Source organism: Candidatus Amarolinea aalborgensis (assembly GCF_900491745.1).
GTDB classification, from domain to species: Bacteria; Chloroflexota; Anaerolineae; order SSC4; family Amarolineaceae; genus Amarolinea; species Amarolinea aalborgensis.
Genome location: NZ_UETR01000003.1, coordinates 419754 through 445892, shown reverse-complemented (window position 1 = coordinate 445892; position 26139 = coordinate 419754). Strand labels below are relative to the sequence as shown.

Here is a 26139-nt window from a genome sequence, read left to right as displayed (position 1 = left end):
CCGGTCTCCGGTCTCCGGTCTCCGGTCTCCGGTCTCCGGTCTCCGGTCTCCGGTCTCCGGTCTCTTACTCAATACGCGCGTCCAAACAGCGCCACTCTCTCCGCCGGCCGTCCGGTGTAGAAGCAGGTTCCGCTTCCTTCTGGCTGGTCTAGCGGGAAGCAGCGGATGGTGGCCTTCGTCTCTTCCTTGATGCGGTCCTCATCCTCACTGCTGCCATCCCACCAGGCGCGGCAAAAACCGCCCGGCCCGTCCAGCACTTCCTTCAGTTCGGCGTAAGATGCGACATCCACGATGTTGGCGTCGCGGAAGGCCGTCGCCCGCGCGAGCATGGCGGCCTGGATGTCATTTAGCGCCTGCTGCACGGCCGCGGCCGCGCCGGCGCGCTCGATGCTGCGCTTGCCTTCACGACCCGGCACATCGCGCCGCGCCAGCACGAGCTGGCCGTTCTGCACATCGCGCGGCCCAATCTCGATGCGCAGCGGCACCCCGCGCATCTCCCAGTCGTTGAACTTGAAGCCCGGCGAGTAGTTGTCGCGCAGATCGAGTTTGGCGCGCACGCCTGCGGCCTTCAGCTCTCGCTCCAGCGCGATGGCTGACTCCGTCACCAGCGCCTGCTCTTGCTCCTTGCGCCAGATCGGCACGATGACCGCTTGGTAAGGCGCCAGCTTCGGCGGCAGCGCCAGGCCCTGGTCGTCGCCGTGCGTCATGACGATAGCGCCCACCATGCGTGTGCTCAAGCCCCAGGAGGTGGTCCAGCAGAGCTGCAGTTGATTGGCCCTATCCAGGTACTGAATGTTGAAGGCCCTGGCAAAGTTCTGCCCCAAGTTGTGCGACGTGCCTGATTGCAAGGCCTTCTTGTCGCCCATCATGGCTTCGATCGTGTAGGACTTGTCCGCGCCCGCGAACTTCTCGCGTGCGGATTTGACGCCGCGGATGACCGGGATGGCCGCGTCATTGATGGCAAAGTCAGCGTAGACGTTGAGCATCTGCACGGTCTCCGCCTCCGCCTCTTCGTAGGTGGCATGCGCGGTGTGCCCTTCTTGCCACAGGAACTCGGTGGTGCGTAGGAACAGCCGCGTGCGCATCTCCCAGCGCACCACGTTGCACCACTGGTTGATGAGCACCGGCAGGTCGCGGTAGGAGCGAATCCACTGCGCGTACATGTGGCCGATGATGGTTTCTGACGTAGGGCGCACTACCAGCGGCTCCTCCAACTCCTTGCCGCCGCCATGCGTCACCACGGCCAGCTCGGGCGCAAAACCTTCGACGTGCTCAGCTTCCTTTTGCAGAAAGCTCATCGGAATGAAGAGTGGGAAGTATGCGTTTTGATGGCCAGTTTCTTTGAAACGACGATCCAGGCTGTCGCGAATGGCTTCCCACAGGGTGTAGCCGTAGGGCTTGATCACCATGCAGCCCTTGACCGGCGAATAATCGGCCAGGTCCGCGCGCTGCACGACATCGGTGTACCAGCGCGAGTAATCTTCCCCGCGCGGGGTAATACGTAGTTCTTCTGCCATGACGAAAACTCCTTGCTGAAAGTGCAAAATGCAGGGCGCAAAATGCAAAGAAAAGATGCAACGTGCAAAGTAAGAACGCCACGTGCAACGTGCAGGTCAACACCATGCACGTCGTGCGTGTCCCCGATATGACGTTGTGGCCCCCCGTGCGCGCGCCAGGCGCTACGCCAGGGGGCGAGAAGGGGATGGGAGCGTGGCTTGCAGGCGGGTAAGGATTTCTTGCGGTGAGGCGATCACTTCGGGCAGGGCCGCGACCGACGAGCCGATGTGGCTGTGGGCGCGGATGGCGCGCAGGATCGGCTGCCAGGCGTCGCCCAGCAGCAGGAACGGGCGCGGGGTCATGACCCCAATTTGCAGGAGATTCCACACGTAGGTCACTTCGGCCAGGGTGCCAACGCCGCCCATGACCGCGACGATGGCGTCGCCCATGCCAGCCAGAATGGTCATGCGCTGCATCAAGTCGCTTGTGCGGCGCTCTTCATGCACCCAGGGATTGGTGACCGAACCAGAAAAAACGTCGCATGTGACGCCAACGACATGGCCCCCGGCTTCGGCCGCGCCGCGACTGGCCGCTTCCATCGTGCCGTTGTAACCGCCGGTCGCCACGACGTAGCCCGCGCGCGCGAGCAGCGCGCCCAATTGGCGCGCCTCTGCATAACAGGTCGCGTCCGCAGAACAACGCGAGCTGCCAAAAATGGTGACCGTGATCGGTTTGCTCATGCCGATTCCCCAACCCTTTGCCGTCAGATGCATGCCTTCATACGTCAATCACCCGGTGTGGGTAGACATTGATGACGTTGGTTTCGCAATAACGCGTCGCGATAACCTGATTGCGATTGTACACGTGGACGTGGCCGTGCCAAAGATAGCGCGGCCGAAACGTGCGCAAGAGCCACAGAAAGCTCTTGAAACCCGTATGCGCGCGATCGGGCTGATCGTGAATGCCGAACGGCGGCGCATGGGTAACAAGCACATCGAGATAGCGGCCGTAGCGCAGCCGGTTCAAGATCAGCCGCGGCAGGAGACTCAGCGCCTGCTGCCACATCTCGCTGTCGGAATACTGAAAACGCCCATGGGGGCTGTAGCGCAAGCACCCTTCCAGGCCAGCCATCAAGACACCGCGCTCGTTGACCGTCGTCACGTGCAGGTTGGTGCCCACGCGCGGATGTGCAATGGCGATCTCGTCGGCGCGGTGTTCCAGCTCGAAGCCGTGGTTGCCAAAAACGAAATAGCTAGGAACGTTGAGCGTTCCGGCCAGGTATTCCAGGTAATAAAATGGAAGGTCCCCGCAACTGACCAGAAGATCTATCGTGCCTTGCAGCCTAACCGCGCCAGGGCCATAGAGGTGAGGCTCAACTTCGTCGCTAACAACCAGAACGCGCATGTATTTGCAGAGATCAGTGCTACGCACGCCAGCAGGCTTCGCCAGTGAATATCACAACCGAAGCTGCTCACTGCGCGCACCGTCAGGCGCCATGATTCGTCAGAACATCAGCCTGACCTTGCCAGCCAGGGCCGCGAGTATACCATAAACGCATAAGGGTGTCAACGCCGTTTGACGAGCCGAGGAGTTTGTGATATACTCTACCCCAGTATTGTACGCGAGGAGTCAAGCATGGCACTGGGCAGCAGTGAGGTCAGAGGCGATTTACAGCGGCGTTTGAAGCGTATCGAAGGCCAGGTGCGCGGCGTGCAGCGTATGCTGGATGACGACCGCGACTGCCAGGCCGTGTTGCAGCAGCTGGCGGCCATCCGCTCGGCGGTGCAGCAGACGAGCCTGGTGTTGATTCGGGCGCATGCCACAGAGTGTTTGCTGCATCCCGCGCCGGGCGCTTCGGCCGAGAAACTGGTGGATGAATTGGTGGACACGTTGAGCGGCCTGCCTATGACCACCGCGCGAGACGTCAGCCAATCGTCGTTGGCGTGATGGCGCCGCATGGCAGGGATTGCCACGTGTGCTGGGGTGACAACGTGAACGGAGACAGCGTCTATTGAACCAGGCAGATTTGATCGCCGATTTTGTCGGCCGTCCCACATGGGCTGTTGTCGGGGTATCGGCAAACCCAACCAAATTTGGGCGCCGAATCTATCAAGACCTGCGCCGCGCCGGCTACCGCGTCTATGCGGTGAATCCGCATGAGACCGAGATTCTGGGCGACCGGGTTTACCCGAATTTGGCGGCCTTGCCCGAACGACCCGACGTGATTGACCTGGTGGTGCCCCCATCTGTCAGCGAGATGATCGTCAAGGAAGCAGCGGCCGCCGGCATCCGGCGTGTTTGGATGCAGCCAGGCGCGGAATCGCAGCGGGCGATTGATTTCTGCCGCGCGTCTGGGATCGAGGTCGTGGCGCATGCGTGCGCCATGGTGGAAAAACGAATCTGGAATGATCCGCAGTAACCAGGCTCGGCCAGCTGCGAAACGGCTGGCGGCGCTTGTGACGCGGCTATAATCTTGAAAGGTTTTCGAGGAGGAACAATGGCTACCAAACCGATGCATGTCAGTGATGCGATGTATGAAGAAGTGGTGTTGAATTCGTCTATTCCGGTGTTGGTGGATTTCTGGGCGCCCTGGTGCGCCCCTTGTCGGATGATTGCGCCCTCGCTGGAGAAGTTGGCTGCAGAGTATGACGGCAAGCTGCGCGTGGCCAAGATCAACACCGATGAGAACCCGGTGTGGGCTGGTCAATACGGCGTGCAGAGCATCCCAACCATGCTGTTGGTGCGCGACGGCGAGCCGCAGGACGCCATCATTGGCGCCGTGCCTTATCCGTACCTCAAGCAGCGCATCGAGGATTTCTTGAGCGCCAAAACGCAGCCTGTCGCGGCTGCAGAAGTCGTCTAGGCCAGCCGCGAGAAACAGGTGGTATGATGAGCATTTTTAGGCGAATCTTGGGCGGCGACAAAGCGCCTCGCCCCGCGATCATGGATGATCCGAATCGGCCGTTGCCTTCCCCGGTCGGCGACAGCGACTTCGAGTCGCGCGTTCTCAAATCCGACGTGCCGGCGCTGGTTGACTTCTGGGCCGATTGGTGCGGCCCATGCCACTATATTGCGCCGTCTGTGGAGCAGTTGGCGGCTGAGTTCAATGGCAAAGCGGTCATTGCCAAGCTCAATGTAGACGACAATCCGGCGACGCCAGAGAAATACGGCATTCTCGGCATTCCCACCTTGATCTATTTCAAGGGCGGGGCCGAGGTTGACCGCGTGGTTGGCGTCACGTCATACCAGGAACTCGCGGCGCGCCTGCGCGCGCTGATGCCTGCCGCATAACCGGCGCAGACCGGTCGGCCCATTCAGATTGATTCGACAAGCCCTCCCATCACCGCAAGGCTGATAGGGGGGCTTGCCTTTCTGGCCGTTGACACGATGTGACATTGTGACATTGATGCCAGGCAAAGGCTTTGACGCCCCGCGCCTGTACCAGTATAATAACAGCGCAATCTGACCGATCAATTCAGAGCGCGACCCTGGCGAAAATGTGGCGCGCCGCGTTTCACGCGGTCTGTACATCCTGCCGGCGTCAAAAAACTGCAATCGGAATTGGGACACAGTAAGAAAGCGGTGGATTATGACGAAACAGATTCTTAGCCTGCATCTCGGACCAGTCGGCGAGACCGTCCAGGAAGTGAGCCTGCTGGGCCAGACGCTTACCGTGCGCCGCATAGGCGCCGATGGCAATCAAGACCGCGTGGCCGAATTGATTCAAGAATACGATGGTAAGGTGGACGCCATTGCCTTGGAGGGCATGTCTGCCAAGCTGAACCTCGGCTCTGTCTCTGTCACCCACGCCGTGGGCGCTCAGCTGCGCAAATCAGCCAAACAGACGCCCGTGCTCGACGGCGGCGGCATCCGGGGCGCGCTGGAGCGTTGGGCGGTGCGGCTGGCGAGCGAGGCGCAGCCTGGACTCTTCAGCCAGAAGAATGTCCTGATGGTGCCGGGTCTCAATCATCGTGGACTCGCCGCTGCCCTCGAAGAGACAGCGGCCGACATCAGCTACGCCGATTCCATCATCTACTTCCGTTTGCCGACTGCATTGGGCAACAATGTGGCGCTCGATCGGGGCGCCGGCCCCGTGCTGGCGCAGTTGAAGGATGAGCCGTTCCGCCGCCTTTTTCCGCTGGCTGGCACGCCTGGCGTTTCCCGCGTCGAAGCCCCGTTCCAGCGCGCGGATGTGCTGGCCGGCGACATGGGCGCTATTCGCCGCTACGCGCCGGCTGAACTAAAGCACAAAATCATCGTGGTCGAAAGCGCCAGCGATGACGATATTGCGGACCTGCGCAGCCGCGGCGCGGACATCGTGGTCACGACCATGCCCTGGGAGGGCAATGAGCTAGCGCGCTTGCCCTCGGCCGTGATTGAGGCCATTTTCGTCGCACTGCGTCCCAACCCGGCCGCGCCGCTGAACGAGGACACGTACCTGAACCTGATGGCCGACCTGGTGTGGACGCCGAAAATCCTGCATCTCAAGGAAACGGACGGCCAGATCAACCGTTTTGCCTTCGTCATCCATCCCCTCAGCCCGCGCTTCATTTATAAGGATAAGCGCCTGGCCCGTCTGCGTTTCTTGCCCGAAAAACTCGTGGAGCACTACGTGGCCGAAATTCCGCCCATGTACCTCTCTCGCATCACGGGTGCGGTGTCGCCCGCGACTGGTCAGCGCGTCGAAGGCATTCTCTTGACCCTGGGCGCGACCCCGCGTGAGCTGATGCGCCGCGATCCGAGCTTCACCTACCGGCGCTTGATCAAAGCCGCGCGCATGGCCGAGCGCATGGGCGCGCGTTTGATGGGCCTGGGCGCGTTTACGTCAGTCGTAGGCGACGCCGGCATCACCGTCGCGCAAAAGGTGGATATTGCCATCACATCGGGCAACTCGTTGACCGTGGCCGCCACCCTTGAAACCGGCAAGCAGGCTGTCATCAAAATGGGCGCCACCGATCTGAGCCAGGGCAAAGCCATGGTCGTCGGCGCCACAGGCTCGATTGGCGCGGTCTGTGCACGCTTGCTGGCGCAGGCAATCTACAACGTGGTTCTTGTGGCGCCGCGGCCAGAGCGCCTGATCGCGCTCAAACGTCAGATTGAATCTGAAACCCCCCAGGCCGTGGTGACCATCGCGACGCGGGCGGATGAGTACCTGGGCGATGTAGACCTGATCGTCACGACGACGACCGCCCTCAAGACACGCATCATTGACATTACGCGCTGCAAGCCGGGCGCCGTCATCTGTGACGTGGCGCGTCCGCCGGACATTTCCGCGGAAGAGGCGGCCCTGCGTCCCGATGTCTTGGTGATCGAATCGGGCGAAATCTTGATCCCCGGCGATGTGGACTTTGGCTTTGATATTGGTCTGCCGCCGAAGACCGCTTATGCCTGCCTGGCGGAAACCACGCTCCTGGCGATGGAGGGCATCTTCGAGGATTACACCCTCGGTCGCAACATTGAAATGGACCGCGTCAAAGAGATTTACCGGCTTTTCAAGAAGCACGGTTTTCAACTGGCTGGGCTGCGCTCCTTCGATGAATACGTGACCGATGAAGACATTGCCCGCAAGCGCGCGATCGCCGACGAGCTGCGACGCGACCCGGCGCGCTTGCAGCGCCTGGTTGAGGATGCCCGGCGTTCGCGTGAAGCGCCGAGCGTGGCCGACGCGGTCAAACCGACGCGCGCCCTGGCCAATCTGTCGCCTCAGACGATCGGGGCCGCGGCCGGCGCTGTGGCCGCTCTTGTTGGCGGCATTCTATTTAGCCGGCGCAAATCCGCGCCCTGAGCGCGGCGCCAATCGGATAGGCCTGGCGTTTTCCAGCGCTCGTCTCCTCACAGGCGGGCGCTGGCAACGTTCATTGCCAACAGCGACAGGTGCAAAATGAACCCTGGGTGTGAAGGAGGTCATGGTGGCATTTTATCGAGATGAGAAGCAGTTTTACGCGGTCATGGATCAACTGTTTGGCCGTTTGATGAAAAATTCGAATGCAACGGATCAGTTTGCGCGTTCCAACCTGGTGATTCGACTCAACACGCGCCAGCCCAACGCGCAGATTCTGCTGGATGGTCGCGGCCGACCGGTGGAAGCGCTGTTTGGCCCGCAGGCCGGCAAGGCCGATCTGGAGCTCAACCTGGAGGCGGATACGCTGCACAAGATTTGGCTGGGCGAGGTGCGGCTGCGCGACGCCTTCTTCGGCGGCCAAATTGCCACCAAAGGCTACGTCTTCAAGGCAATGCAGCTAGGCGATCTCTTTGTCGAGGCGGAACGCCAGTATCCCCAAGTGCTTACGGAGATGGGACTGCGCTGACCGCCTGGCGGCCGCGTGATATGACACTGCAAGCGGTGATAGACTTCACTTCTCCGCTCAACGCGCGGCGCGCATGAACGCCGTGTATGCGCGGAAGATGGCGGTGGGGTTCAGGCTAGGCCAGGCAAAGAGGTTGCCGGTTGGGTACACATCATCGGCTGTGCTGTACCAGCACCAACGCTGCACCAGGCGATTGTCATCGTCGGTATTACCGATGTGGGCATCGCGGGCCGTGGCAAAGTAGGTGAAGCTGTCTGTCAGATACGCGGCCACGATCTCAGGCGGGAAGCCGTAATCAGCCGGCATCAGGATGCCGTATTCGGACACGATGAGCGGTTTCTGGCGTTGGCCGTGCGCGGCCATCCACCGGCGGAAGGCGATGACCTCCTGCTGCAGCAGGTCTATGCGGTTATGATCTTCGATATTCCACAGCGTGCCGTCGGCTGCGTCGTCAAAGCCCGGCGGCAGACCAACGCCCCACGAATCCTTTTCTTCGCGCAGCACGAAGGTGTGGATGTTCCACACGTCCACCGGCATGTCGGCGGCATACTGCGCCCGATACAGATCCCAAATCCTTTGTAGATAGCGCATGCGCAGCGGCGTCACCTGGCTGATGCCGCCAATGGCCAGCCGCGCCGTCGCATCAGCCGTCTTGATCGTTTGATAGAGATCATGATAAGCTCTGACATACTGCTCTGGGGTTGAGTTGTCTTGCCAGGCGACATCCGGCTCGTTCCCAATCAGCCAGAGCGCTCCCGGGTGCGTCTCGGCTGCGCGCCGTATGTTCTCCGGCGTATTGCGGGCTTCGCCCTGCTGCAGGCGCACCATCTGGACAAACTCGATGTCCGACGTGCGTTCAGGCGTGACGTGAATCTTCCAATCCAGGTACCAGCCGGGTCGTGCGTCGCCCCATGCAATCTGCTCCAGGACGCCGTTGGCGACACCCACGCCGATCCGCTGACGCCAATCGCTGGACAGCTGTTGGACTGGCGCGCGCGTGGCGCTGGGGGCTGCTGTGGTCGGGCTGATGGTCAGAGTGAGCGGGGCGCCGATCGTGGGCGTGTCCACGACGGCCAACGCGGCGGTTGGCGTAGCTGGCGGCGCCAGCGTCGGTTTGGGCGTCGGCGCGAAAAAAGCCACGGGCGGCAGTGAGGTTGGCACCAGAGGCTCGGCGGTTGGGGCCGGCGTCAATAGTGGGCCAGGGCGGCATCCGCCGAGCAGGAGAATCAACAGCAGGATCAGCGCCGCGCCTGGCAGACGCGACCTCCGGTTAGCAGGCTTGGAACGGCGCATGTTGCAAAGCAAACGGCGGGCTGTCTGGCCCGTCGTTTGGTGCATCGGTCGTTGGCGTTCGACATGGGGTCGGTCAGTGACGGTGGAACGGATCAACGATTGGCTCCGTTGGTATGTGAGCGGCTGTCGTGCAGCGTGTCGAGCGTGCTGTCGAGCGAACGCAATGCCTGATCCAACTGGCTGATGATCGGATTCGACGCCACAGTCGCCGGCGCCGTTGGCGACGCAAGCTCAGCAGGAGGCTCATGCTCTTCCACGTGCGTGAGCTCTTCGAGGTGTTGAATCACGCGGCGGCGCGAAATATGGAGATCATGGCGAGACAGAATGTCCTTGAACTCATGGTAGCGGTCGGCCAGATCCAACGTCACCGATTGATAACCGTGTTCCGCGACGAGGAGGCGGGCAGAATAGCGCATGATGTTGTAGAAGAACATCTGATAGTCATCGGCGCGCGGTTCGATCAGAATGATGTCCACGTCAGGGTGACGGCGGCGCAGCGTCTTGATGTGGTAGTTGAGGCCGGAGCGCATCATGATGCGGATGACCTGCGAGCCGATCGCCTGCATGCCCTTGTCGCTGATAAAAGTCCCATCCGGGCCGAGCATCGGCACGCCACGCTTACGCTGGTTGTTGAGGGGGACAAGGGGATTGATACAGACGATCAGCTTGGCGCCGTGCTCGATCGCAAGATCAATGCTGGCATTGCCGCGCATTCCCCCGTCAATGTAATCGCGCTGGCCGATGCGCACCGGTTTGTAGAGGAGCGGCACGGCCGAAGAAGCCGCAACTGCCAACGAAATCGGCACATGGCTGTTCTGGTCGTTGCCAAAGACAGCGCGGTGTCCGGTGTCAAGATCAGTGGCGATGATGTACAGCTCTCGGTTGAGGGCGCGGAAGTCGTTGGATAAGCCGGGCCGATTGAGCGCCGAGGCCATATAGCCTTCAAGCGCGGTGCCATCATAAAGACCAGATGGCAGGACTTCGATCAGTGTCCAGATGAAGTCCCACAAGTTCATGTCGTGGACGTTGCGACTATAGTGACGCAGCGCGTTTTGAACCGTGCCCGGAAACCGGCGCAGGCGTCCAAGCACCTCGCCGTAGTTGGGCCGGAACAGGTCGCCCGCCCACAGCGCGCGCACTTCGACGTGGCGGCCGGCCAATGCATCCATTGCAGCGGTCGGGCTCATGCCATTCGCCAAGAGACTGCCAACGATGGCGCCCGCGCTGGTGCCCACGATAATGTCAAAGTCGTTGACGGTCCGGTCTTGCAGGAGATCATTGATGGCCCGCAGAGCGCCGATTTCGTACACAGCGCCGGTCAGGCCGCCGCCGGCCAGAACAAGAGCAATCTTCCTGGAGCGTTCAGTCGTCACGTGCTGATCTCCTTGGTTGCGGAGGAATTCCCTACAGATGCGGCTGCTGGCGGCCCCTGGCGCGCTTGCATCAGCGACTCAAGCTCAACCGTGAGGGCTTCCAGTTGAGCTTGCAGAGCCAGGATATCGGCGCGCGTCGGGATGTTGAGGCGGCCAAGAATGCTCTCTTCGAGCGCAGCTTCAGGTCCTTTGTGATCAAAGGATGGCGGCGCAAAGCGCGCCAGTTCAGCGCGCAGGCGGTTGGCTTCCGGCACGCCCAACTCGCCCCGTTCGACCAGGGCGTCGAGCCGGCGATTGATTTCCTGCTCCAACAGGCGCACGGCGCTGGTTGAGGCCTGGAAAGACCGCCACAAATAATCAAGCGTGTCGCTGCCCGTGCGAATGAGGTTGGAAAGAATTGACTTGGGCAAGAAGCCGGCGCGCTTTTTCTCTTGCTCAAAGATGATTTGCGACAGTGTGACCGTCGTGAGATCTTCGCCTGTCTCGTGATCAACCACGTGCAACTCCTCACCGCGCTGAATGAGCTCGGCAATGCCTTCGAGCGTAACGTAGCGTTTGGCTTCTGTGTCGTACAGCTTGCGGTTTGGATAACGTTTGATAACGAGCATGATCTTACTCTCCACTCACGGCCTACATGGCGCAGCCTATGCTCTCATTATAATGGGCTTGCCGCGTTGTGTCAAACAGTTCGCCAAAAACAAAACCAGGCTTCGCGGCGCTGCGGTGATGGCAGGCTGGAAACCTGGTATGGAAAAACATGCAATGGCGCCATCCGGCGCGCATGCTCAGGCGGGCGTCTTCTTCAGATCGTCTACCTTCTTCGTCAGGTGGGCGATCTTCTTACCCAGTTCTTCGATGTCGTGCTTGGTGGGAACGTTCAACCGGTTGAGGATCTTCTCGATCTGCTCTTCAACCATGTTGGAGGCGTTCTCGACGCTCTTCTCGACTTGCTTCTCCGCGCCGTTGCGGCGGGACAAGACATCCTTGACCAGCTTGCGGCCGTCGCGTTCGGCGATTTCGCCGCGCTCGACCAGGCGATCCACGAAATCCTGAACTTCATCGGTCGTCAGCGCCACGGCGCCGACGCCTGCCAGCAGGACCCGATGCACCGTTTCGAACAGCGGTGTTGCTTTCTCGGTGGTCTCTGCGACTTCGGTCTTGACAACTTCTACAGCCTTCTCGGCTTGCTCCACAACTTGTTCTGTCACTTTCTTCTGTGCCATAATCGTTTCTCCTTATCGTTGCGTTTGCATGATGCATCGGGCAGACGATTGGTCTCAGAGCGATGGTGGTTAAACTATAACGCATCGCGTCATAAGCGATTATAACATGGTTCTGCGGCGATGTCAAGCACGACGCGGATTTTTTTATCGCAAACCGATCAACGCCTGCTTCTGAGCGCGACCGTGATCTCTTGTCGGTTATGAAAAAGCTGACGTGCGCCCACGATGCGGTACGCAACCTTGAGATCATTCAGCGCCCGCGCGACCAGGCTTTCCAGCTGTTGTGCAGGCAGCTTGAGGGTGATGAGACCGAGGCCGCCCGGCTGCAGCCAGGCGGCCGCACGGGTCATCACCTGCACCGAAGCCAGGGCGTCCATGCGCAGGTCGTTCGTGACAACGACAAAGCGCTGCGCGCCCGGATCGAAATTTTGCACCAGTGAACGCACATGGCGCACGCCAGGCATATTGAGCAGGCGGCCGTCCAGCTCTGCGGGGTCCAGGGCAACGACATCCAGGCCGCGCAGGCGCAGGATGCGCGTCCAACCGCCGGGCGCGGCCCCCAGGTCGAGCGCGGCGCCGCGCGTCGGCAGCTCCAGTTTGAATACATCCAGCGCTTCCAGCAGCTTGAACTCGCTGCGGCTGATCTGCTCGCCCTCCTCACGCGCAAAGCGCATCTGCCCGCCTGACCAGGCGCTCAAATTGAGGCTGACTGGCGAAATGCCGAGGTAGGCTCGCTCCGCGGTGGCCGTCAGCGAGAGCACCTGGGTTGGCGCACGCACATCGAGCGGAGCGCCGGTCAGCGTTTGCAGCAGGGTTGCCAGGCGTTGATTGATATCGAAACGCTGCTGCGGCCACGGGCCATCGCCTACCAGGCGGCTCTGCACGGAGAAAGGGAGGGCTGCGTCCAGCGCGGCCGCCAATGGTCTGGCGATTTCTTCCAGGCGGACAAGACCCGGTTCACCTTCCAAGAACGGCGCCGTGGCGTGGACGGGATGCACATGCCGCACCCAAATGGGCGGCGCTTGCTGCCAGGCCGGCAGCAGCGTGTGGAGCGGATCGTTGACCGCGACCAGCAGCGTGCCAGGCTCCAGCCGGCGCACCACCTCGGCGTCCGCGGCGACGCGGCGCAGCTCGGCGACGGCAGCAGCTTCCGAAGCGGGCGCTGCAGAAAGAATGACGTGTGATGGCGTGTGTTCGTTTTCCATGCCTCGATTGTACCTTGCGCCCAGGCAGGCAGCAAATCGTGTGTGGTTGGCGCTGCTTTTGGTGAGGCTTTTGCACCGTGCTACAATAGCCGGCATGATGGATGTTCGGGCGGCCGCGGCCGCCGCAATCAGCGATTTTGCCCTTTTCAGCCCTGGCGCTTTGGTGGTCGTCGGCGTCTCAGGCGGCGCTGATTCGCTATGCCTCTTGCACGTTCTCTGCCATTTGCCGCCTACGCACGCACCGCGCATCCATGTTGCGCATCTGCATCATGGTTTGCGCGGCGCGGAGGCCGATGCGGATGCCGCCTTTGTGGCCGACCTGGCTGCGGCCTGGAATCTGCCCTGCACCATCGGCCGGGCTGATGTGCGTGCAGCAGTCAGCCGCGACAGCCTCTCGGTGGAAGAGGCGGGGCGACGTGCGCGCTATAATTTTCTGGGCGAGGTTGCGCTTGCGGTTGGCAGCGGCACGGTCGCCGTGGCGCATAACGCCGATGACCAGGTGGAAACCATTCTCATGCACTTCTTGCGTGGCAGCGGATTGTCAGGTCTGCGCGGCATGTTGCCGCTCAGCCCGCTGCCCCGGCCGCCCTGGGGGCGCGCCGTGGTGGACAGTCCACTGGATGCGCTGGCTGGCGCGCCGGCTGAGGGCGGCTTGCGCCTGGTGCGCCCCTTGCTCGATGTGCCCCGGCTGGACATCGAGGCCTACTGCCAGGAACACGGCCTGACGCCGCGTATGGATCGCACCAACCTGGATGTGACCCTGTTTCGCAATCGCCTGCGCCATGAACTGCTGCCTGTGTTGGAAACCTACAACCCGGGCGTGCGTGCGGCGCTGCGCCGATCGGCGCAGGTGATCAGCGATGAACAGCAGGCGCTGCGCCAGATGCTGGCGACTCTCTGGCCGCAGGTGATTATGCCCAGTGACGTCGGCGGGATCACATTCGCCCTGGCGCCCTGGCGCCAGCTGCAGGTGGCCTGGCAGCGCAGCCTGCTGCGCGAAGCGATTCACCGCCTGCGCCCTGGCCTGCGCGATGTGGGTTTTGAGCATGTCGAGCGCGCGCGGCGTCTGCTCGTCAGCCCCACCTGCGTCACCGGCCAATGCGTTACCCTGCCGCGTGGGCTGGCGCTGACTGTTGGCTACACCACCTTCACGGTGGCTGATGCCGATGCCCGACCGGACGACCGTGCTGGGCCGCAGTTGGTCATGCCAAGTCTCCCGGTGATCATGCCGGGTGTCACGCGCCTGCCGTTCAGCGGCTGGCGCGTGGAGGCTGAGATTCGACGACCCGATGAGTTGCCCTCGGGGTGGCAAACGGAGAATCAGCCCTGGCGTGCGTTTCTCGATGCTGACGTAGTCGGCCCCGCGCCCGTTCTGCGCCCCCGCCAGCCGGGCGACTGGCTGCGCCCGCTTGGCCTGGGGGGGCGCCGCACCTCGCTCAACGCCTTCATGATCAACCACAAGCTGCCGGCCGCGCTGCGACCGCGCTGGCCGCTGCTCGTCGGCGCGCAGGGCATTGCCTGGCTGTGCGGCCTGCGCATTGACGATCATGCGCGCGTGCAGCCGACTACGCCGCGCATCTTATGCTTGACCTGGCGCTACGCGGCCGCAGATGGAGATTGAACCATGCGACCACTCATCCTCTGGGCGCGCGACCATCGTGGGACCTTACGTCTCACTGAGCACACGGCAGCCAAGGTCAGCGGGCAGTTCGTGCAGGCTGATCGGATTACGCCGTTTCAGTTTGATCTGCAAACGCGGCGCCTCACGTTGGGCGCGGGCGCTGCGGCGCGCATTATCCAGCTGAGCGACTATGGCTGGGAAGAGAATTGAAAGCCGGCGGACCGCGCGCCGAAGATTGGAAACTGAATCAGGCATGGGAAAACACACAGGAGACGGTTTGCATGGGGAAAGCTGAGGTTGGCGCAGAGCTGCGCATGAAGCAGCCGCACGTTGTGCTGAAACCGGGCAAAGACAAGCCTGTGCGCCAGCGTCATCCCTGGGTCTTTTCTGGCGCAATGGCGCACATCGGTGGCGAGCCGGCGGATGGCGACTTGGTGTCGGTTTTTGATGCGGGTGGGCAATGGTTGGCCTGCGGCTATCTCAACCGCCGTTCGCAGATCACGGTGCGCCTGCTAACCTGGCAGCCCGATGAAACCGTGAACGACGAGTTTTGGCGCGGTCGTCTACAGCGCGCGTTTCATGCGCGCCAGGCCCTGGCCGCCAACCAGGCTACGAATGCCTATCGCCTGGTCAACGCCGAGAGCGATGGGCTGCCCGGCTTGATTGTTGATCGCTATGGCGATTGGCTTGTCGTGCAGTTCTTGACGGTGGGCGCGGCTCAGCGTCAGGATTTGTTCGTGCGTCTTCTGAACGAACTGCTCACCCCGGCCGGCATCTACGAGCGTTCGGATGTGGATGTGCGCAGTCATGAAGGCTTACCGCCTGCCAGCGGGCTATTGTCTGGCCTGGCGCCGCCATCGCCGTTGTGGATCACTGAGAATGGGCTGCAGTTTGGAGTCAGCCTGGCTGAAGGTCAGAAAACCGGTTTCTACCTGGATCAGCGTGAAAACCGGGCGCATCTCGCCCGCGCGCTCGCGGCCATGCCCGGCGCGCGTGTGCTGAACTGTTTCTCCTACACCGGCGCTTTTGGCGTCTACGCGCTGGCCGCTGGCGCCGCACACGTTACCAACCTGGACAGCTCCTATCCTGCGTTGGTGTTGGCAGAGGAAAATCTACGTCGCAATGGCTTTGATCCCGACCAGCAGGCCAGCGGCGTGGCAGGCGATGTGTTCCAGGTTTTGCGTGATCTGCGCGGGCAGGGAGTCGCGTTCGATGCGGTGATTTTGGACCCGCCCAAGTTTGCCCATTCCCAGGCGCAGGTCTTAGCGGCCACGCGTGGCTACAAAGACATCAACCTGTTGGCTTTGCAGTTGGTGCGCCCCGGCGGATTGCTGGCCACTTTTTCCTGCTCCGGCCTGGTCAGCGCTGACCTGTTCCAGAAAGTGATCTTTGGCGCGGCGCTCGATGCGCGCCGTGACGTCCAAGTCAGCGGACGGTTCACGCACAGCGCTGATCATCCTGTACTGCTGAGCTTCCCGGAAGGCGAGTATCTCAAGGGGCTGCTGTGCCAGGTCTGGTAAACTAGGCGACTACCGTTGGCTCGATCATATCGCTGCGCCACCAGGCGTGCGTCATGGCGACTGAATTGAAGGCTGCGGCCACCTGGCCTTGCCGGCTGAGAACGATCAGGCCGGCCCAACCGCCTGTGCGCTGAGCCAGAAAGGCCAGGGCTGCTTGCGCCGCAGCCTGGGGATCAAGCCCGCGCTCTATGCCTTCCACGGCGCGGCGCGCCAACACCACGCGTGCGATGGTCTCGCCCCAACCTGTCGTCGCGCAGCCGCCGATCAGGCTATCAGCATAGTAGCCGCAGCCGGGCAGCGGGGAATCGCCTACGCGCCCTGGTTTTTTCATTGACATTCCCCCGGTGGAGCAGGCCGCGGCCACGTTCCCCTCAGAATCTAGCGCCACGGCGCCTACCGTGTCAGCCGCGGCGCGGGGATGGTCGGGAACGGCGGCGACCAGTCCTGCGGCTTTCATCTGCTCCAGTTCCTGGCGGCGCCGTGCTGTCAGCAGCGCGGCCAGGGGCGCCTTTTCCACGCCGTGCGCTTGCGCAAAGGCATCCGCGCCAGCCGCGGCAAAGAGGATGTGATCGCTCTTGTCCATGACGAGCCGCGCCACGGCGATGGGATGAGCCACATGGCGGATGCTTGCCACCGCGCCAACCCGGAGGTCGCGACCATCCATCAACCCAGCGTCCATCTCGATTGTGCCTGCGCTCGTCAAGCACGATCCACGGCCGGCGTTGAAGATCGGCAAATCCTCCATGAGCATGACCGCGCTTTGCACGGCGTCTAGGGCCCGAGCGCCAGTCGCCAGTTGATCATAGCCAATTTTCACGGCCTGGTAGATTCCCGCCGCGCGTTCTGTGCGCTGCGCGTCAGGGATGTCACCGGCGCCCCCGTGAACCACGATGGCAAATGGCATGGCGGCTATTGTCCTTTGGTGCGATGAATAAAAGAAACGGTTTGCAGCCAGGTGATCGAAATCACCGGGCTGCAAACCGAATTGACATAAAAAATTTGCGGCAAGAGCGCTGATCAGCCCATAGCGGCTGAAATCTGGAGATCAGGCAGCCTGGCGCAAGCGCAACGTGCGTGCGACGATGTCTTCTTGTTCCGTGCGGAAATCATCCTGGCGGCGACGATCGCGGTCCTTCTCCAACCGCTTTTGACGGCGAGTGTCCTGCTCCGCGTCCTGCACCATGGCAGCCTGCAGGGCGAGGGCCATGGCGGTGGGGCCGGCCTCTTCGTCGTCTTTCAGGTAGTCGTGCCATTCTTCCTTGTCGCGTTCACGTCCACTGCCGCGGTCGCGACGGGAGCGACGTTCGCCCCGATCGGCGCCGTTGCTGCTGCGGTCGCTGCGACCGCCGCGCGGTTCACGCTCACGCCGGGTCTCCATGTCAGGGACTTCCTCGTTGGAACGCCCACGCCCACGGGCATCGCCTGTGCGCGGTCGCTCCCCCATCTCCTCGGTTACCACCAACTCTGGAGCGGCCATGACGGCTTCTTCTGGTCGGAGGCCCTTCAGGCTGAGGTCAATGCGTTGGCGGCGGCGATCCAGGCTGAGGACTTTGACTTCCAACTCGTCGCCGACGTTGGCCACATCTTCGACGCGTCGCACGAAACTGTCTGACATTTCGCGGATGTGCAGCATCGCATCCCGGCCAATGCCAATGTCGAGGAACGCGGCATAGGGCACAACGCGCGTGACAATGCCTTTGACCAACTCGCCTTCTTGCAAATCGCGGATGGTCTTGGTGCCTGGTTCAATCAGCGTCAGGCTGATGCGATTGCGATCACGGTCAAGTTCCTTGATCCAGGCCTTGACCGGATCGCCTTCCTTGAGTCGGTCGCTGACCTTGCCGACGCGTCCCGTGGACAACTCAGAGATGTGCACGAGGCCATCTGTGCCGACGCCGATGTCAATGAATGCACCAAATTCGGCCACGCGTCGTACTACGCCCTCGATTTCCATTCCAACGCTGAGGACCTTAACTACTTTTTTGGGCGGGATCACGCGGATGGGAAGGACGCCAGGGCCATTGCCGCGCGTGCGACGACGGCGACCGCTGCGGTCAGCGGAACCCTCCTGGGCTTCGGGTCTTTCGGTATCGTAAGGGGCCTCGGTTGCTGCATCCGCAATCGGCTGATCTGCGGGTCTTTCGGTATCGTAAGGGGCTTCGGTTGCTGCATCCGCAATCGGCTGATCTGCGGTTGGTTCCACGGGAGTACTTTCCGTGTCACCGGTGGCGGTCATGGTGTTTGTTTCCTGAAGATTTTCCTGCACAGTGCTTCCTCACTTCATACCCAGGCGCTGTCATGAATGGCAGCGCCTGCTTCTTTATCTCACACCCATGGGTAACTAGCACCATTCATGCGCGCGGGCCATGCCGAAGCGAGTGCCTAACTTTGTGCCTGTCCAACCACGGAAGAGCACTGCACGATCAACGGAAATGGCGGGCATTGGGGCGTGCGAGCAATTATACTATTCTAGCAATTAACGGCGCAATTATACAGACGTTCTTGCTGTGTGTCAAACCCATCAACCGCCTTCGCGCAAATAACGCCGTGGACGTTGCGTGACCCGCCGATTCTCTGAACGGCGGCGCGCGGTGGGGGGGGCGGCCTGCGTTGCGCCGACCAGGCCTGTCAAGCGGACGCGCTGGGTTCTGCGCTCGCCGCCCGTCGTAGACGCAAAATGAAGACGGACAGACCGGCCAGGCCTGCGGCCAGCGAGAAAAACTGACCCAAGGTCAATCCCAAAGCCAGCGGGGTGCCCAGGCGGATGAATTCCACCAAGAAGCGCCCCAGCGGGTAGGCTACCACATACAGATTGAAGATCGAGCCCGCGGGCCATTGACGGGCAAACCGTCGCGCAAGATAGAGCAGCGCCAGTCCAACAAACAGGTTCCAGAGCGATTCGTACAGAAACGTCGGGTGAAAGCGCGTGGCCTCGGTGAAGTCCCCAAGGGGGGGGCAGAGGTAGGGAGTCACGCGGTGCGCACAGTCAATGGCGATGCCCCAGGGCAGGTTCGTCGGTCCACCATACAACTCCTGGTTGAAGAAGTTGCCCCAACGGCCAACGGCCTGGGCAAAAGGCAGCCCCAGGATGGCGATGTCGGCCCACTGCCAAAACGGCAGCCCGTTGCGCCGTGTGTACAGATAGTACGCGAGCAGGCCGCCGCCCAACGCGCCAAAAATGCCAACGCCCCCCTCGCGCGTGTTGATGATGTTCAGCGGATTGGCCAAATACATCTGCAGATAAGCAGGGTTTTCGAGCGACGCCGTGATCACGAATTGCAGGCGCGCGCCAATGATGCCGCCAATCAGACACCACATGAAGGCTGACCAGATGTGATCTGGATCTTCCCCGCGGCGTTTCGCTTCCTGGCTGCCAATAAAGGCTGCCAGAATAGCGCCTCCCACAATCAGCAGGCCGTACCAGCGCACGAGGGCAACCGACCCAATTCGAATGGCAACCGGATCCACCTATTCCTCCACCCCGTATGTTTGTTAGCGCAACGAGATGCAAGCGGCTATAGACTCCGCTTATGCACCCACGATGAAGGCGCGCTGCGCGCCTGTTGCCATGTGCATCTGCCGGGAATGCATTTAGTCAATGCACCCCTTTTCACACGCGTTAATCGCAGCCAACGCCCGGTTGACTGCGAGGCGCTGAATTGTAACCGCGCCCGCGCGCCTTGTCAAAGATGATTGATCCATCCAGGTATGATTGGAGCGCCCACGGTTTTGTAGTATACTGCGCTGAGTTTGCAGCGCAGTACTATCACCCCGCAAGCTGGAGGAAATGTCAGATGCCGCCACAGCCGATCTCATGGCACAGCCAACCCCTTGAGTCCGTCATTTCCCATTTGCAGACACGCCTCGACAGCGGCCTGACGTCACAGGAAGCCGCCGCGCGTCTACAGCGCCAGGGCCACAACGAATTGCGTGAACGCCCACGGCCGCCGTTCTGGAAACTCGTCTATGAGCAGCTCAGCAGTTTTGTCGTCGTCCTCTTGATTGTTGCCAGCGTGGTCTCGGCCCTACTCGGAGATTGGGTCGAAGCCGGCTTGATCATGACCATCGTGGTCCTCAACGCCGTCCTGGGCGTGACGCAGGAGAGCCGGGCCGAGCAGGCGCTGAACGCGCTGAAGAAGATGGCCGCGCCCGAAGCCGAGGTGCTGCGCGACGGGCATCGGCAGAAGGTGCCTGCCCGCGAGTTGGTGCAAGGCGACGTGGTCCTGCTCGAAGCGGGCAACTATGTGCCAGCCGATTTACGCCTGGTTGAGACGATCAATCTCAAGATTGATGAGGCCTCGCTCACCGGCGAATCGGTCGCGGTGCAGAAACAGGCCAGCGTGACATTGGCCAGTGACATTCCTTTGGGCGATCGTCACAATGCCGCGTACATGAGCTCGCTCGTCACCTACGGTCGCGGCAAAGGTCTTGTCGTCAGCACGGGCATGGGGACGCAAATCGGCCTGATTGCCGATATGATCCAATCTTTCGAAGAAGAACCGACGCCTCTCCAGCGACGCCTCGAAGAACTGGGCAAAACCCTCAGCTCTGCGGCCCTCCTGATCTGCCTCGGCGTTTTTGTCGTCTCCGTCATACGGGACACCGACCTGCGGCTGATCTTTTCCGCCAATGGCGGCGTCCTGGCTTACCTGCAAGCGTTCGAGGCCAAGTTGGTGGAGGTCTTCTTGATTGCGGTCAGCCTGGCGATTGCCGCCGTACCAGAAGGCCTGCCTGCCATCGTGACGATCAGCCTGGCGCTGGGCATGCGTGAGATGATTCGCCGCCATGCCCTGATTCGCAAGCTGTCTGCGGTCGAAACGCTCGGCTCTGCCACGGTCATCTGCTCCGACAAGACCGGCACGTTGACCCAAAATGAGATGACAGCCGTTCACCTGTGGGTGCACCACGCGGAGTTGACCATCGAAGGCGGGGGGTACCAGCCGGAGGGCCTTTTCCGACGCCCTGATCGCGACAACCGGCAAATGGATGTGCGTGACGACGTGGAAGTGGCCGGCCTGCTGTGGGCGGCTGCGCTGGCCAATGATGCTGATCTCGAAGAATCAGGCAGCATGGATGGCAAGGCCTCCTATCGCATGGTCGGCGATCCCACCGAAGGCGCTTTGATTGTCGCCGCGGCCAAGGCAGACCTGTGGCGGCGTAACCTGGAGAAGAGCTATCCACGCGTGGCTGAGGCGCCGTTCGACGCCGAGCGTAAGCGCATGAGCACCATCCACAGGCTGGATTCGATCACGGAGGATGACGGCAGTCCGTTTCAACCGGGCGTTCAAGGTTACGTCGTCTGTGTCAAGGGCGCTCCTGACCTGCTCCTGGCGCAGTCTTCGTCGTTACTCCATCGCAAAGGCGCGTTGCCGATGGAGGCCCATGACCAGGTTGAGATCCACGCGGCCAACGCACGCATGGCGTCGCAGGCACTGCGTGTGCTAGGCGTGGCCTATCGCTATCTCGAGGAACTCCCGGCCTCCATCACCGCGGAGACGGTGGAGCATGACCTGGTGTTCATCGGCCTGATCGGGATGATTGATCCGCCGCGGCCAGAAGTTGCGCCGGCCGTGGCGAAGGCGCGCGCGGCTGGCCTGCGCACCGTGATGATTACCGGCGACTACTCGCAGACGGCGCGCGCCATTGCCCAGCAAATTGGCCTGCTGCGGCCGCAGGGCCAGATTCATACAGGCGCTGAAATTGATGCAATGAGCGACGCCCAACTCGTTGGCGTCATCGAGCAGACTGACGTTTTTGCGCGTGTCAGCCCGCAGCACAAGGTGCGCATCGTCGAAGCCTTCAAGGCGTGTGATGAGGTGGTGGCGATGACGGGCGATGGCGTCAATGATGCGCCGGCGCTCAAGCGCGCGAACATTGGCATCGCCATGGGCATCACCGGCACTGATGTGAGCAAAGAAACGGCTGACATCGTGTTGACCGATGACAACTATGTTTCGATTGTGGGCGCGGTGGAGCAAGGACGCATCATCTACAGCAACATCCGCAAGTTTGTGTTCTATCTGCTGAGCTGTAACGTGGCTGAGGTGGCGATCATCTTCATCGCCGCGCTGGCTGGTTGGCCGCCCCCCTTGACCGCCATTCAACTGCTCTGGCTCAATCTTTTGACGGATGGCGCGCCGGCGCTGGCCCTGGGCATGGAGAAAGGCGATCCAGATGTCATGCAGCAGCCGCCGCGCCCCCCGCGCGAGCCGATCATCAACCGCATCATGTTGATTCGCATCGCTATCATGACTGTGGCGCTGACCGCGGTGGTGTTGACCGCGTTTTGGGTTGGCTTACGGGAGCACGGCCAAGACCTGGCTGAGACGATGGCGTTCGCGACGCTCGCCCTGGCAGAGCTGCCGATCGCTTACACCTCACGCTCCGAGCGTTATCCTCTGCTGCGGCTGGGCTTTTTTACCAACAAGTGGATGCAAATGGCTGTTGGCGTTTCGATCCTCTTGACCATCGCGGTTATCTTCGTGCCATTCCTCAATGGCCCGTTCAACACCGTTCCCTTGACCGCGGCGCAATGGGAGCTGGTCATCCCCTTGGCGCTCGTGCCAGCCCTGGTGGCCGAGATCAGCAAGTTCGTCTTGCGCTGGGCTGATCAGCGCCGACGCGCGGCGCCGGCCTGAAATAATGAGCCGCGGATAAGCACGGATTGCCGCGGATTTCTGTTTTCATTCGCCGTTGTGCGCCCCGCGTATGGGTAGCTGGCACGAGATAGTAAGAACATTCGCATGGCTGCTTGACAAACGTTTGATGAAGCTGCAGGTGTATGGTAGAATCGCCGCATCTGCAAAGGAGATTGTGACCGATGACTGTACGTTTGCACATGGTATTGATTGGCGTTTGCCTCTGCGCCTTGATTGTCGCCGCGGCCGCCGTGCCGCTGACTGTTTCGACTTCGACGGCGGCCGCGGCGCCGCTTGCTTCTTGGACGGTGCAGTATCAGGCCCCGGAGGGCATCACCCTGCGCGGCATCAAGATGCTGAATACCGATATCGGCTATGCGGTGGGCGGTCCCGATTGGGGCGTGCAGGGGAACCCTTATGTGCTCAAGACCACGAACGGCGGCGCGACCTGGACACGACTCAACGTGCCGGCCCAGGTCTCTGGCTGGCAAGGCGGCATTGATTGCCTTTCGACATTGACCTGCCTGAGCGTCGGTATCACGGGCCAGGCGATTCGCACCAGCGATGGCGGCGCGACGTGGGCCCTCTCCGCGATGCCCGATTATGGCGGCTATCTGTACACCGCGTACTTCGGCAGCAGCAGCCTGGTTTTCGCTGGCGGCACTAATGGGAAATCGTTTCGTTCGACAAATGGCGGCGCCAGTTGGAACGAGTTCTTCCCCGGCGGCAGTGTAGTGATTTGGGAGTTCACCTGTTTTGGGAGCACTTGCTATGGCGCGGGCAATGGCGCCACGATGGCCATCTCCACCGATGCCGGCGCGTCGTGGACGCGCCGCTTTGCGCCGCAAGGCGACTTGCTCGGTCTGCACTTCTTCAGCCCGACAACCGGCTATTTTGCTGGGCAGGGCGGCTTGATCTACTATACCACCGATGGCGGCCTGACCTTCTCCACGCAGTTGTCCATCAACAGCGTGGACCTGTTCGACATCGAGATGGTCAACACGCAGGAGGGCTGGGCGGTCGGCGGCTTTCGCTTGGGCAATGAAAACTACGAGGGCCGTATGTATCATACGACCAACGCCGGCGGCGCCTGGACGCGCATCACCGATATCCCCGCGACGGCATTGATCTGGGAAGTTGACTTTGTAGATGCTGGCCACGGTTGGGCCGTGACGCACGATGGCAAAATCCTGGTTTACGCCAGCGGCCCTGCCCCCACGCCCACGCCCACCGACACCCCCACCCTGACGCCGACCCCCACCGTCACGCCAACCCCCACGGCCTCCCCGACCGGTACGCCAACGCCTCTGCCCAACACCGGACATGTCGCCGGGTTTGTTTTCAACGACTTGAACGGCGATGGGACGCGCAACCCCGGTGAACCTGGCCTGGCGGCCGCCAGGGTAGATCTTTTACTGCCTGACAGTACGTTGGTCAGCAGCGTAACCACCGGCGCGGACGGCGCCTTCGCCTTTCGTAACGTACCAGCGGGCAGCTATCGCCTCCAGGAGACTGACCCGCCCGGTTACACGTCGCCGCCCTCTTCCAACCTGGTGAACATCCAGGTGCTCGCCGGCAGCACGCAGCTCGTGGATTTTCCCGATACGCTCATCGCGCCTGTCCCGACGCCAACCCCCATCATCGAACAAGTCGCGGCCGGCAACGACGATGCGACCCAGCGTCTCAGCAGCGGCCTGGTTGACTTGACCAGCGTGGTCCTGCGTTTGGGCAATTCATCCGGCAATCACTTGGTGAGCGGCGTGCGTTTTGGCCAGGTGGACATTCCCTTCCACGTGCGCATCCTGGACGCGGTCGTGCTGCTCTATCGCACCTACCACCCGGCCGCCTTCCCATCAGTGACGCTCAAAATCGAAGGCGCCGCGCTCGACAATGCGCCTAACTTCGCCAACACCCCGCCCCTGCAGATGCCGCGCACGGCGGCGCAGGCCACCTGGACAGTCAACAGCAGCCAGCCGCTTGATTGGGCTGCCTCGCCCGACATCAGCAGCCTGGTGCAGGAAGTGGTCAATCGGCCCGGCTGGGAGAGCGGCAACGCGTTGGCGCTGCTTTTGACCAGCGACCCCACGAACGCGGGCTACTTTGATGCCATCGCCTATGAAGGCAACCCCGTGTATGCAGCCAAACTGCGCGTGACCTATGCGGCCTGCCTGGCCGCGGACATTGACTGCAGCTGTCAGGTGGGCGTCAACGATGTGCAAGCTGTGGCTGGGCGTTTCGGGCTGCTCAGCAGCAACCCGGCCTGGAACCGTCTGTATGACCTGGCGCCCAGCGGTGAGATTGATGTGGCCGACGTGGCGGCGGCGGCGACTGCCTGGGGCCAACAAGGATGCCCGTAACCGGTATGTCCATGCTTGCGACCGGAAAACTGCCGCCCGCGCTGCTCGACCAGCTTCTGCATCGTTTCCCGATGTCGGATGCTCGCCTGCTCGTTGGCCCGCGCAGCGGTGAAGATGCCGCGGTGATTGATTATCGCCGCGCGGCTTTGCCGCCTTCCGGTACGTTGTTGGTAGCCAAGACCGATCCCATCACCTTTGCCACCGACGAAATCGGGTGGTACGCGGTCAACGTCAACGCGAATGATGTAGCGACAATGGGCGCGCAACCGCGTTGGTTCCTGGCGACGGTCTTGCTCCCCGCAGGTCAGACTGACGAGGCCCTGGTCGAATCTATCTTTGCCCAAATTCATGCCGCCTGCCTTGAGCTGGGCATTGCCCTGGCCGGCGGTCATACCGAAATCACGCATGGCCTGGATCGCCCCCTGGTGTGCGGCACGCTCCTGGGCGAGGTTGCGCCCGCCGACCTGGTGATGACGGCCGGCGCGCAGGTCGGCGACGCCGTGCTTTTCATTCGCCAGGCGCCCATCGAAGGCGCGGCCTTGATCGCGCGCGAGAAAGCGGACGATCTTCGCCGCCGCGGCGTTGACCCAGCCTTCATTGCCCGTGTGCAGGGCTTCCTGCATGACCCCGGGATCAGCGTGGTGCGCGCCGCGCAGTTCGTCTGTCGCCAGGCGCCGATTCACTCTCTGCATGACCCGACTGAGGGCGGCGTCGCCACCGGCCTGTGGGAAATCGCACGCGCGGCCGGCGTTGGCCTGGAGGTGGATTTGGCGCGAGTGCCAATCCTGCCGGAAGCCGTGACCCTGTGCCAACTCTATGGCCTCGACCCGCTGGGCACGATCGCCAGCGGCGGCTTGCTTGCCACGGTAGCGCCGGCAGATGCGTCGCCGTTAGTGACCGCTTGTTGCGCGGCCGGGATTCCAGCCACGCAGATCGGCCAGGTGACGCCAGAAACGCAGGGGGTTCACGAATGGCATGCGCAGCATGGTTGGACGCCCTTGCGTGAGTTCAGCGCCGACGAGGTTACCAAGATCTTCTGATAGGCAAAGACCTCCGGTTTCCCTCAGAAACCGGAGGTCTTTGCAAGCACGGTCTTGTGCGGCC

At 61.9% G+C, this 26139-nt stretch carries 23 protein-coding genes; 12 read left to right on the top strand and 11 right to left on the bottom strand.

What is annotated here, in order from left to right:
- Positions 1–68 precede the first annotated feature (68 nt).
- The 3 genes from proS to ACPQ6D_RS06555 all read right to left on the bottom strand — a co-directional run bounded on the left by proS (position 69) and on the right by ACPQ6D_RS06555 (position 2901).
- A complete protein-coding gene (proS, locus tag ACPQ6D_RS06565) occupies positions 69–1517 on the bottom strand; it encodes a proline--tRNA ligase (RefSeq protein WP_423223497.1) in 1449 nt (482 codons plus the stop codon).
- 162 nt (positions 1518–1679) lie between these two features.
- Positions 1680–2237: an LOG family protein gene (locus ACPQ6D_RS06560; RefSeq protein ID WP_423223496.1), complete on the bottom strand. Its 558-nt coding sequence runs from the start codon at positions 2235–2237 to the stop codon at positions 1680–1682.
- Positions 2238–2274: 37 nt separating this feature from the next.
- Positions 2275–2901 carry a metallophosphoesterase gene (locus ACPQ6D_RS06555; protein ID WP_423223495.1) on the bottom strand — a complete coding sequence of 209 codons (627 nt, stop codon included), beginning with the start codon at positions 2899–2901 and terminating at the stop codon, positions 2275–2277.
- Positions 2902–3132: 231 nt separating this feature from the next.
- On the opposite strand from ACPQ6D_RS06555, the gene ACPQ6D_RS06550 reads away from it, so the two are divergent.
- The 6 genes from ACPQ6D_RS06550 (at position 3133) to ACPQ6D_RS06525 (ending at position 7805) form a co-directional block, all read left to right on the top strand.
- Positions 3133–3444: a metal-sensitive transcriptional regulator gene (locus ACPQ6D_RS06550; protein ID WP_423223494.1), complete on the top strand. Its 312-nt coding sequence runs from the start codon at positions 3133–3135 to the stop codon at positions 3442–3444.
- 64 nt (positions 3445–3508) lie between these two features.
- A complete protein-coding gene (locus ACPQ6D_RS06545) occupies positions 3509–3916 on the top strand; it encodes a CoA-binding protein (protein ID WP_423223493.1) in 408 nt (135 codons plus the stop codon).
- 78 nt (positions 3917–3994) lie between these two features.
- Complete coding sequence (gene trxA, locus ACPQ6D_RS06540) at positions 3995–4360, top strand: thioredoxin (RefSeq protein WP_423223492.1); 366 nt, start codon at positions 3995–3997, stop codon at positions 4358–4360.
- A gap of 80 nt (positions 4361–4440) precedes the next feature.
- Positions 4441–4788 carry a thioredoxin gene (trxA, locus tag ACPQ6D_RS06535; RefSeq protein ID WP_423223506.1) on the top strand — a complete coding sequence of 116 codons (348 nt, stop codon included), beginning with the start codon at positions 4441–4443 and terminating at the stop codon, positions 4786–4788.
- A gap of 298 nt (positions 4789–5086) precedes the next feature.
- Positions 5087–7282 carry a serine carboxypeptidase gene (locus tag ACPQ6D_RS06530; protein WP_423223491.1) on the top strand — a complete coding sequence of 732 codons (2196 nt, stop codon included), beginning with the start codon at positions 5087–5089 and terminating at the stop codon, positions 7280–7282.
- A gap of 121 nt (positions 7283–7403) precedes the next feature.
- Positions 7404–7805: an SCP2 sterol-binding domain-containing protein gene (locus tag ACPQ6D_RS06525; RefSeq protein ID WP_423223490.1), complete on the top strand. Its 402-nt coding sequence runs from the start codon at positions 7404–7406 to the stop codon at positions 7803–7805.
- Between the two features lie 57 nt (positions 7806–7862).
- On the opposite strand, the gene ACPQ6D_RS06520 is transcribed toward ACPQ6D_RS06525, so the two are convergent.
- The 5 genes from ACPQ6D_RS06520 to ACPQ6D_RS06500 all read right to left on the bottom strand — a co-directional run bounded on the left by ACPQ6D_RS06520 (position 7863) and on the right by ACPQ6D_RS06500 (position 12899).
- Positions 7863–9194 (bottom strand): glycosyl hydrolase, encoded by a 1332-nt coding sequence (locus ACPQ6D_RS06520; RefSeq protein ID WP_423223489.1) that lies wholly within the window; start codon positions 9192–9194, stop codon positions 7863–7865.
- Positions 9191–10471, bottom strand: coding sequence for a patatin-like phospholipase family protein (locus ACPQ6D_RS06515; RefSeq protein ID WP_423223488.1), 1281 nt, complete (start codon positions 10469–10471; stop codon positions 9191–9193). The genes ACPQ6D_RS06520 and ACPQ6D_RS06515 overlap by 4 nt, the downstream gene beginning before the upstream one ends.
- Positions 10468–11079, bottom strand: a complete 612-nt coding sequence (locus tag ACPQ6D_RS06510) for a polyhydroxyalkanoate synthesis regulator DNA-binding domain-containing protein (RefSeq protein ID WP_423223487.1) — start codon at positions 11077–11079, stop codon at positions 10468–10470. Before ACPQ6D_RS06510 ends, ACPQ6D_RS06515 begins: the two co-directional genes overlap by 4 nt.
- Before the next feature lie 177 nt (positions 11080–11256).
- Positions 11257–11694, bottom strand: a complete 438-nt coding sequence (locus ACPQ6D_RS06505; RefSeq protein WP_423223486.1) for a phasin family protein — start codon at positions 11692–11694, stop codon at positions 11257–11259.
- A 158-nt stretch (positions 11695–11852) separates the two neighbouring features.
- Positions 11853–12899, bottom strand: coding sequence for an SAM-dependent methyltransferase (locus ACPQ6D_RS06500; protein WP_423223485.1), 1047 nt, complete (start codon positions 12897–12899; stop codon positions 11853–11855).
- Between the two features lie 94 nt (positions 12900–12993).
- Here ACPQ6D_RS06500 and tilS point away from each other — a divergent pair, with 94 nt between their 5' ends.
- The 3 genes from tilS to ACPQ6D_RS06485 all read left to right on the top strand — a co-directional run bounded on the left by tilS (position 12994) and on the right by ACPQ6D_RS06485 (position 16040).
- The gene (gene tilS / locus ACPQ6D_RS06495; protein ID WP_423223484.1) at positions 12994–14520 is read left to right on the top strand and encodes a tRNA lysidine(34) synthetase TilS; all 1527 of its coding nucleotides are present in this window, start codon (positions 12994–12996) and stop codon (positions 14518–14520) included.
- A 3-nt stretch (positions 14521–14523) separates the two neighbouring features.
- Entirely contained in the window at positions 14524–14730 is a 207-nt protein-coding gene (locus ACPQ6D_RS06490) for a hypothetical protein (protein ID WP_423223483.1), read from the top strand.
- A 71-nt stretch (positions 14731–14801) separates the two neighbouring features.
- Entirely contained in the window at positions 14802–16040 is a 1239-nt protein-coding gene (locus ACPQ6D_RS06485) for a class I SAM-dependent rRNA methyltransferase (protein WP_423223482.1), read from the top strand.
- Position 16041: 1 nt separating this feature from the next.
- Here the strand turns inward: ACPQ6D_RS06485 and ACPQ6D_RS06480 are convergent, their stop codons facing one another.
- The 3 genes from ACPQ6D_RS06480 to lgt all read right to left on the bottom strand — a co-directional run bounded on the left by ACPQ6D_RS06480 (position 16042) and on the right by lgt (position 19508).
- Positions 16042–16944: an isoaspartyl peptidase/L-asparaginase family protein gene (locus ACPQ6D_RS06480; RefSeq protein WP_423223481.1), complete on the bottom strand. Its 903-nt coding sequence runs from the start codon at positions 16942–16944 to the stop codon at positions 16042–16044.
- A gap of 141 nt (positions 16945–17085) precedes the next feature.
- Positions 17086–18276, bottom strand: a complete 1191-nt coding sequence (locus ACPQ6D_RS06475) for a S1 RNA-binding domain-containing protein (protein ID WP_423223480.1) — start codon at positions 18274–18276, stop codon at positions 17086–17088.
- 392 nt (positions 18277–18668) lie between these two features.
- On the bottom strand, positions 18669–19508 hold the full coding sequence (gene lgt, locus ACPQ6D_RS06470) for a prolipoprotein diacylglyceryl transferase (protein WP_423223479.1): 840 nt from the start codon (positions 19506–19508) through the stop codon (positions 18669–18671).
- Positions 19509–19834: 326 nt separating this feature from the next.
- On the opposite strand from lgt, the gene ACPQ6D_RS06465 reads away from it, so the two are divergent.
- From ACPQ6D_RS06465 to ACPQ6D_RS06455, 3 genes are all read left to right on the top strand, one after another.
- The gene (locus ACPQ6D_RS06465; protein ID WP_423223478.1) at positions 19835–22678 is read left to right on the top strand and encodes a cation-translocating P-type ATPase; all 2844 of its coding nucleotides are present in this window, start codon (positions 19835–19837) and stop codon (positions 22676–22678) included.
- Between the two features lie 182 nt (positions 22679–22860).
- Complete coding sequence (locus tag ACPQ6D_RS06460) at positions 22861–25035, top strand: SdrD B-like domain-containing protein (RefSeq protein ID WP_423223477.1); 2175 nt, start codon at positions 22861–22863, stop codon at positions 25033–25035.
- A gap of 5 nt (positions 25036–25040) precedes the next feature.
- Positions 25041–26075 (top strand): AIR synthase family protein, encoded by a 1035-nt coding sequence (locus tag ACPQ6D_RS06455; protein WP_423223476.1) that lies wholly within the window; start codon positions 25041–25043, stop codon positions 26073–26075.
- The last annotated feature ends 64 nt before the right edge of the window (positions 26076–26139 follow it).

Excerpts from the sequence above, each read along its gene's own strand:
- proS (WP_423223497.1), bottom strand. The coding sequence starts at position 1,517 with ATGGCAGAAGAACTACGTATTACCCCGCGCGGGGAAGATTACTCGCGC.
- ACPQ6D_RS06560 (WP_423223496.1), bottom strand. The coding sequence starts at position 2,237 with ATGAGCAAACCGATCACGGTCACCATTTTTGGCAGCTCGCGTTGTTCT.
- ACPQ6D_RS06555 (WP_423223495.1), bottom strand. The coding sequence starts at position 2,901 with ATGCGCGTTCTGGTTGTTAGCGACGAAGTTGAGCCTCACCTCTATGGC.
- ACPQ6D_RS06550 (WP_423223494.1), top strand. The coding sequence starts at position 3,133 with ATGGCACTGGGCAGCAGTGAGGTCAGAGGCGATTTACAGCGGCGTTTG.
- trxA (WP_423223492.1), top strand. The coding sequence starts at position 3,995 with ATGGCTACCAAACCGATGCATGTCAGTGATGCGATGTATGAAGAAGTG.
- trxA (WP_423223506.1), top strand. The coding sequence starts at position 4,441 with ATGGATGATCCGAATCGGCCGTTGCCTTCCCCGGTCGGCGACAGCGAC.
- ACPQ6D_RS06530 (WP_423223491.1), top strand. The coding sequence starts at position 5,087 with ATGACGAAACAGATTCTTAGCCTGCATCTCGGACCAGTCGGCGAGACC.
- ACPQ6D_RS06525 (WP_423223490.1), top strand. The coding sequence starts at position 7,404 with ATGGTGGCATTTTATCGAGATGAGAAGCAGTTTTACGCGGTCATGGAT.
- ACPQ6D_RS06510 (WP_423223487.1), bottom strand. The coding sequence starts at position 11,079 with ATGCTCGTTATCAAACGTTATCCAAACCGCAAGCTGTACGACACAGAA.
- ACPQ6D_RS06505 (WP_423223486.1), bottom strand. The coding sequence starts at position 11,694 with ATGGCACAGAAGAAAGTGACAGAACAAGTTGTGGAGCAAGCCGAGAAG.
- ACPQ6D_RS06500 (WP_423223485.1), bottom strand. The coding sequence starts at position 12,899 with ATGGAAAACGAACACACGCCATCACACGTCATTCTTTCTGCAGCGCCC.
- tilS (WP_423223484.1), top strand. The coding sequence starts at position 12,994 with ATGATGGATGTTCGGGCGGCCGCGGCCGCCGCAATCAGCGATTTTGCC.
- ACPQ6D_RS06490 (WP_423223483.1), top strand. The coding sequence starts at position 14,524 with ATGCGACCACTCATCCTCTGGGCGCGCGACCATCGTGGGACCTTACGT.
- ACPQ6D_RS06485 (WP_423223482.1), top strand. The coding sequence starts at position 14,802 with ATGGGGAAAGCTGAGGTTGGCGCAGAGCTGCGCATGAAGCAGCCGCAC.
- ACPQ6D_RS06480 (WP_423223481.1), bottom strand. The coding sequence starts at position 16,944 with ATGCCATTTGCCATCGTGGTTCACGGGGGCGCCGGTGACATCCCTGAC.
- ACPQ6D_RS06475 (WP_423223480.1), bottom strand. The coding sequence starts at position 18,276 with ATGACCGCCACCGGTGACACGGAAAGTACTCCCGTGGAACCAACCGCA.
- ACPQ6D_RS06465 (WP_423223478.1), top strand. The coding sequence starts at position 19,835 with ATGCCGCCACAGCCGATCTCATGGCACAGCCAACCCCTTGAGTCCGTC.
- ACPQ6D_RS06460 (WP_423223477.1), top strand. The coding sequence starts at position 22,861 with ATGACTGTACGTTTGCACATGGTATTGATTGGCGTTTGCCTCTGCGCC.
- ACPQ6D_RS06455 (WP_423223476.1), top strand. The coding sequence starts at position 25,041 with ATGTCCATGCTTGCGACCGGAAAACTGCCGCCCGCGCTGCTCGACCAG.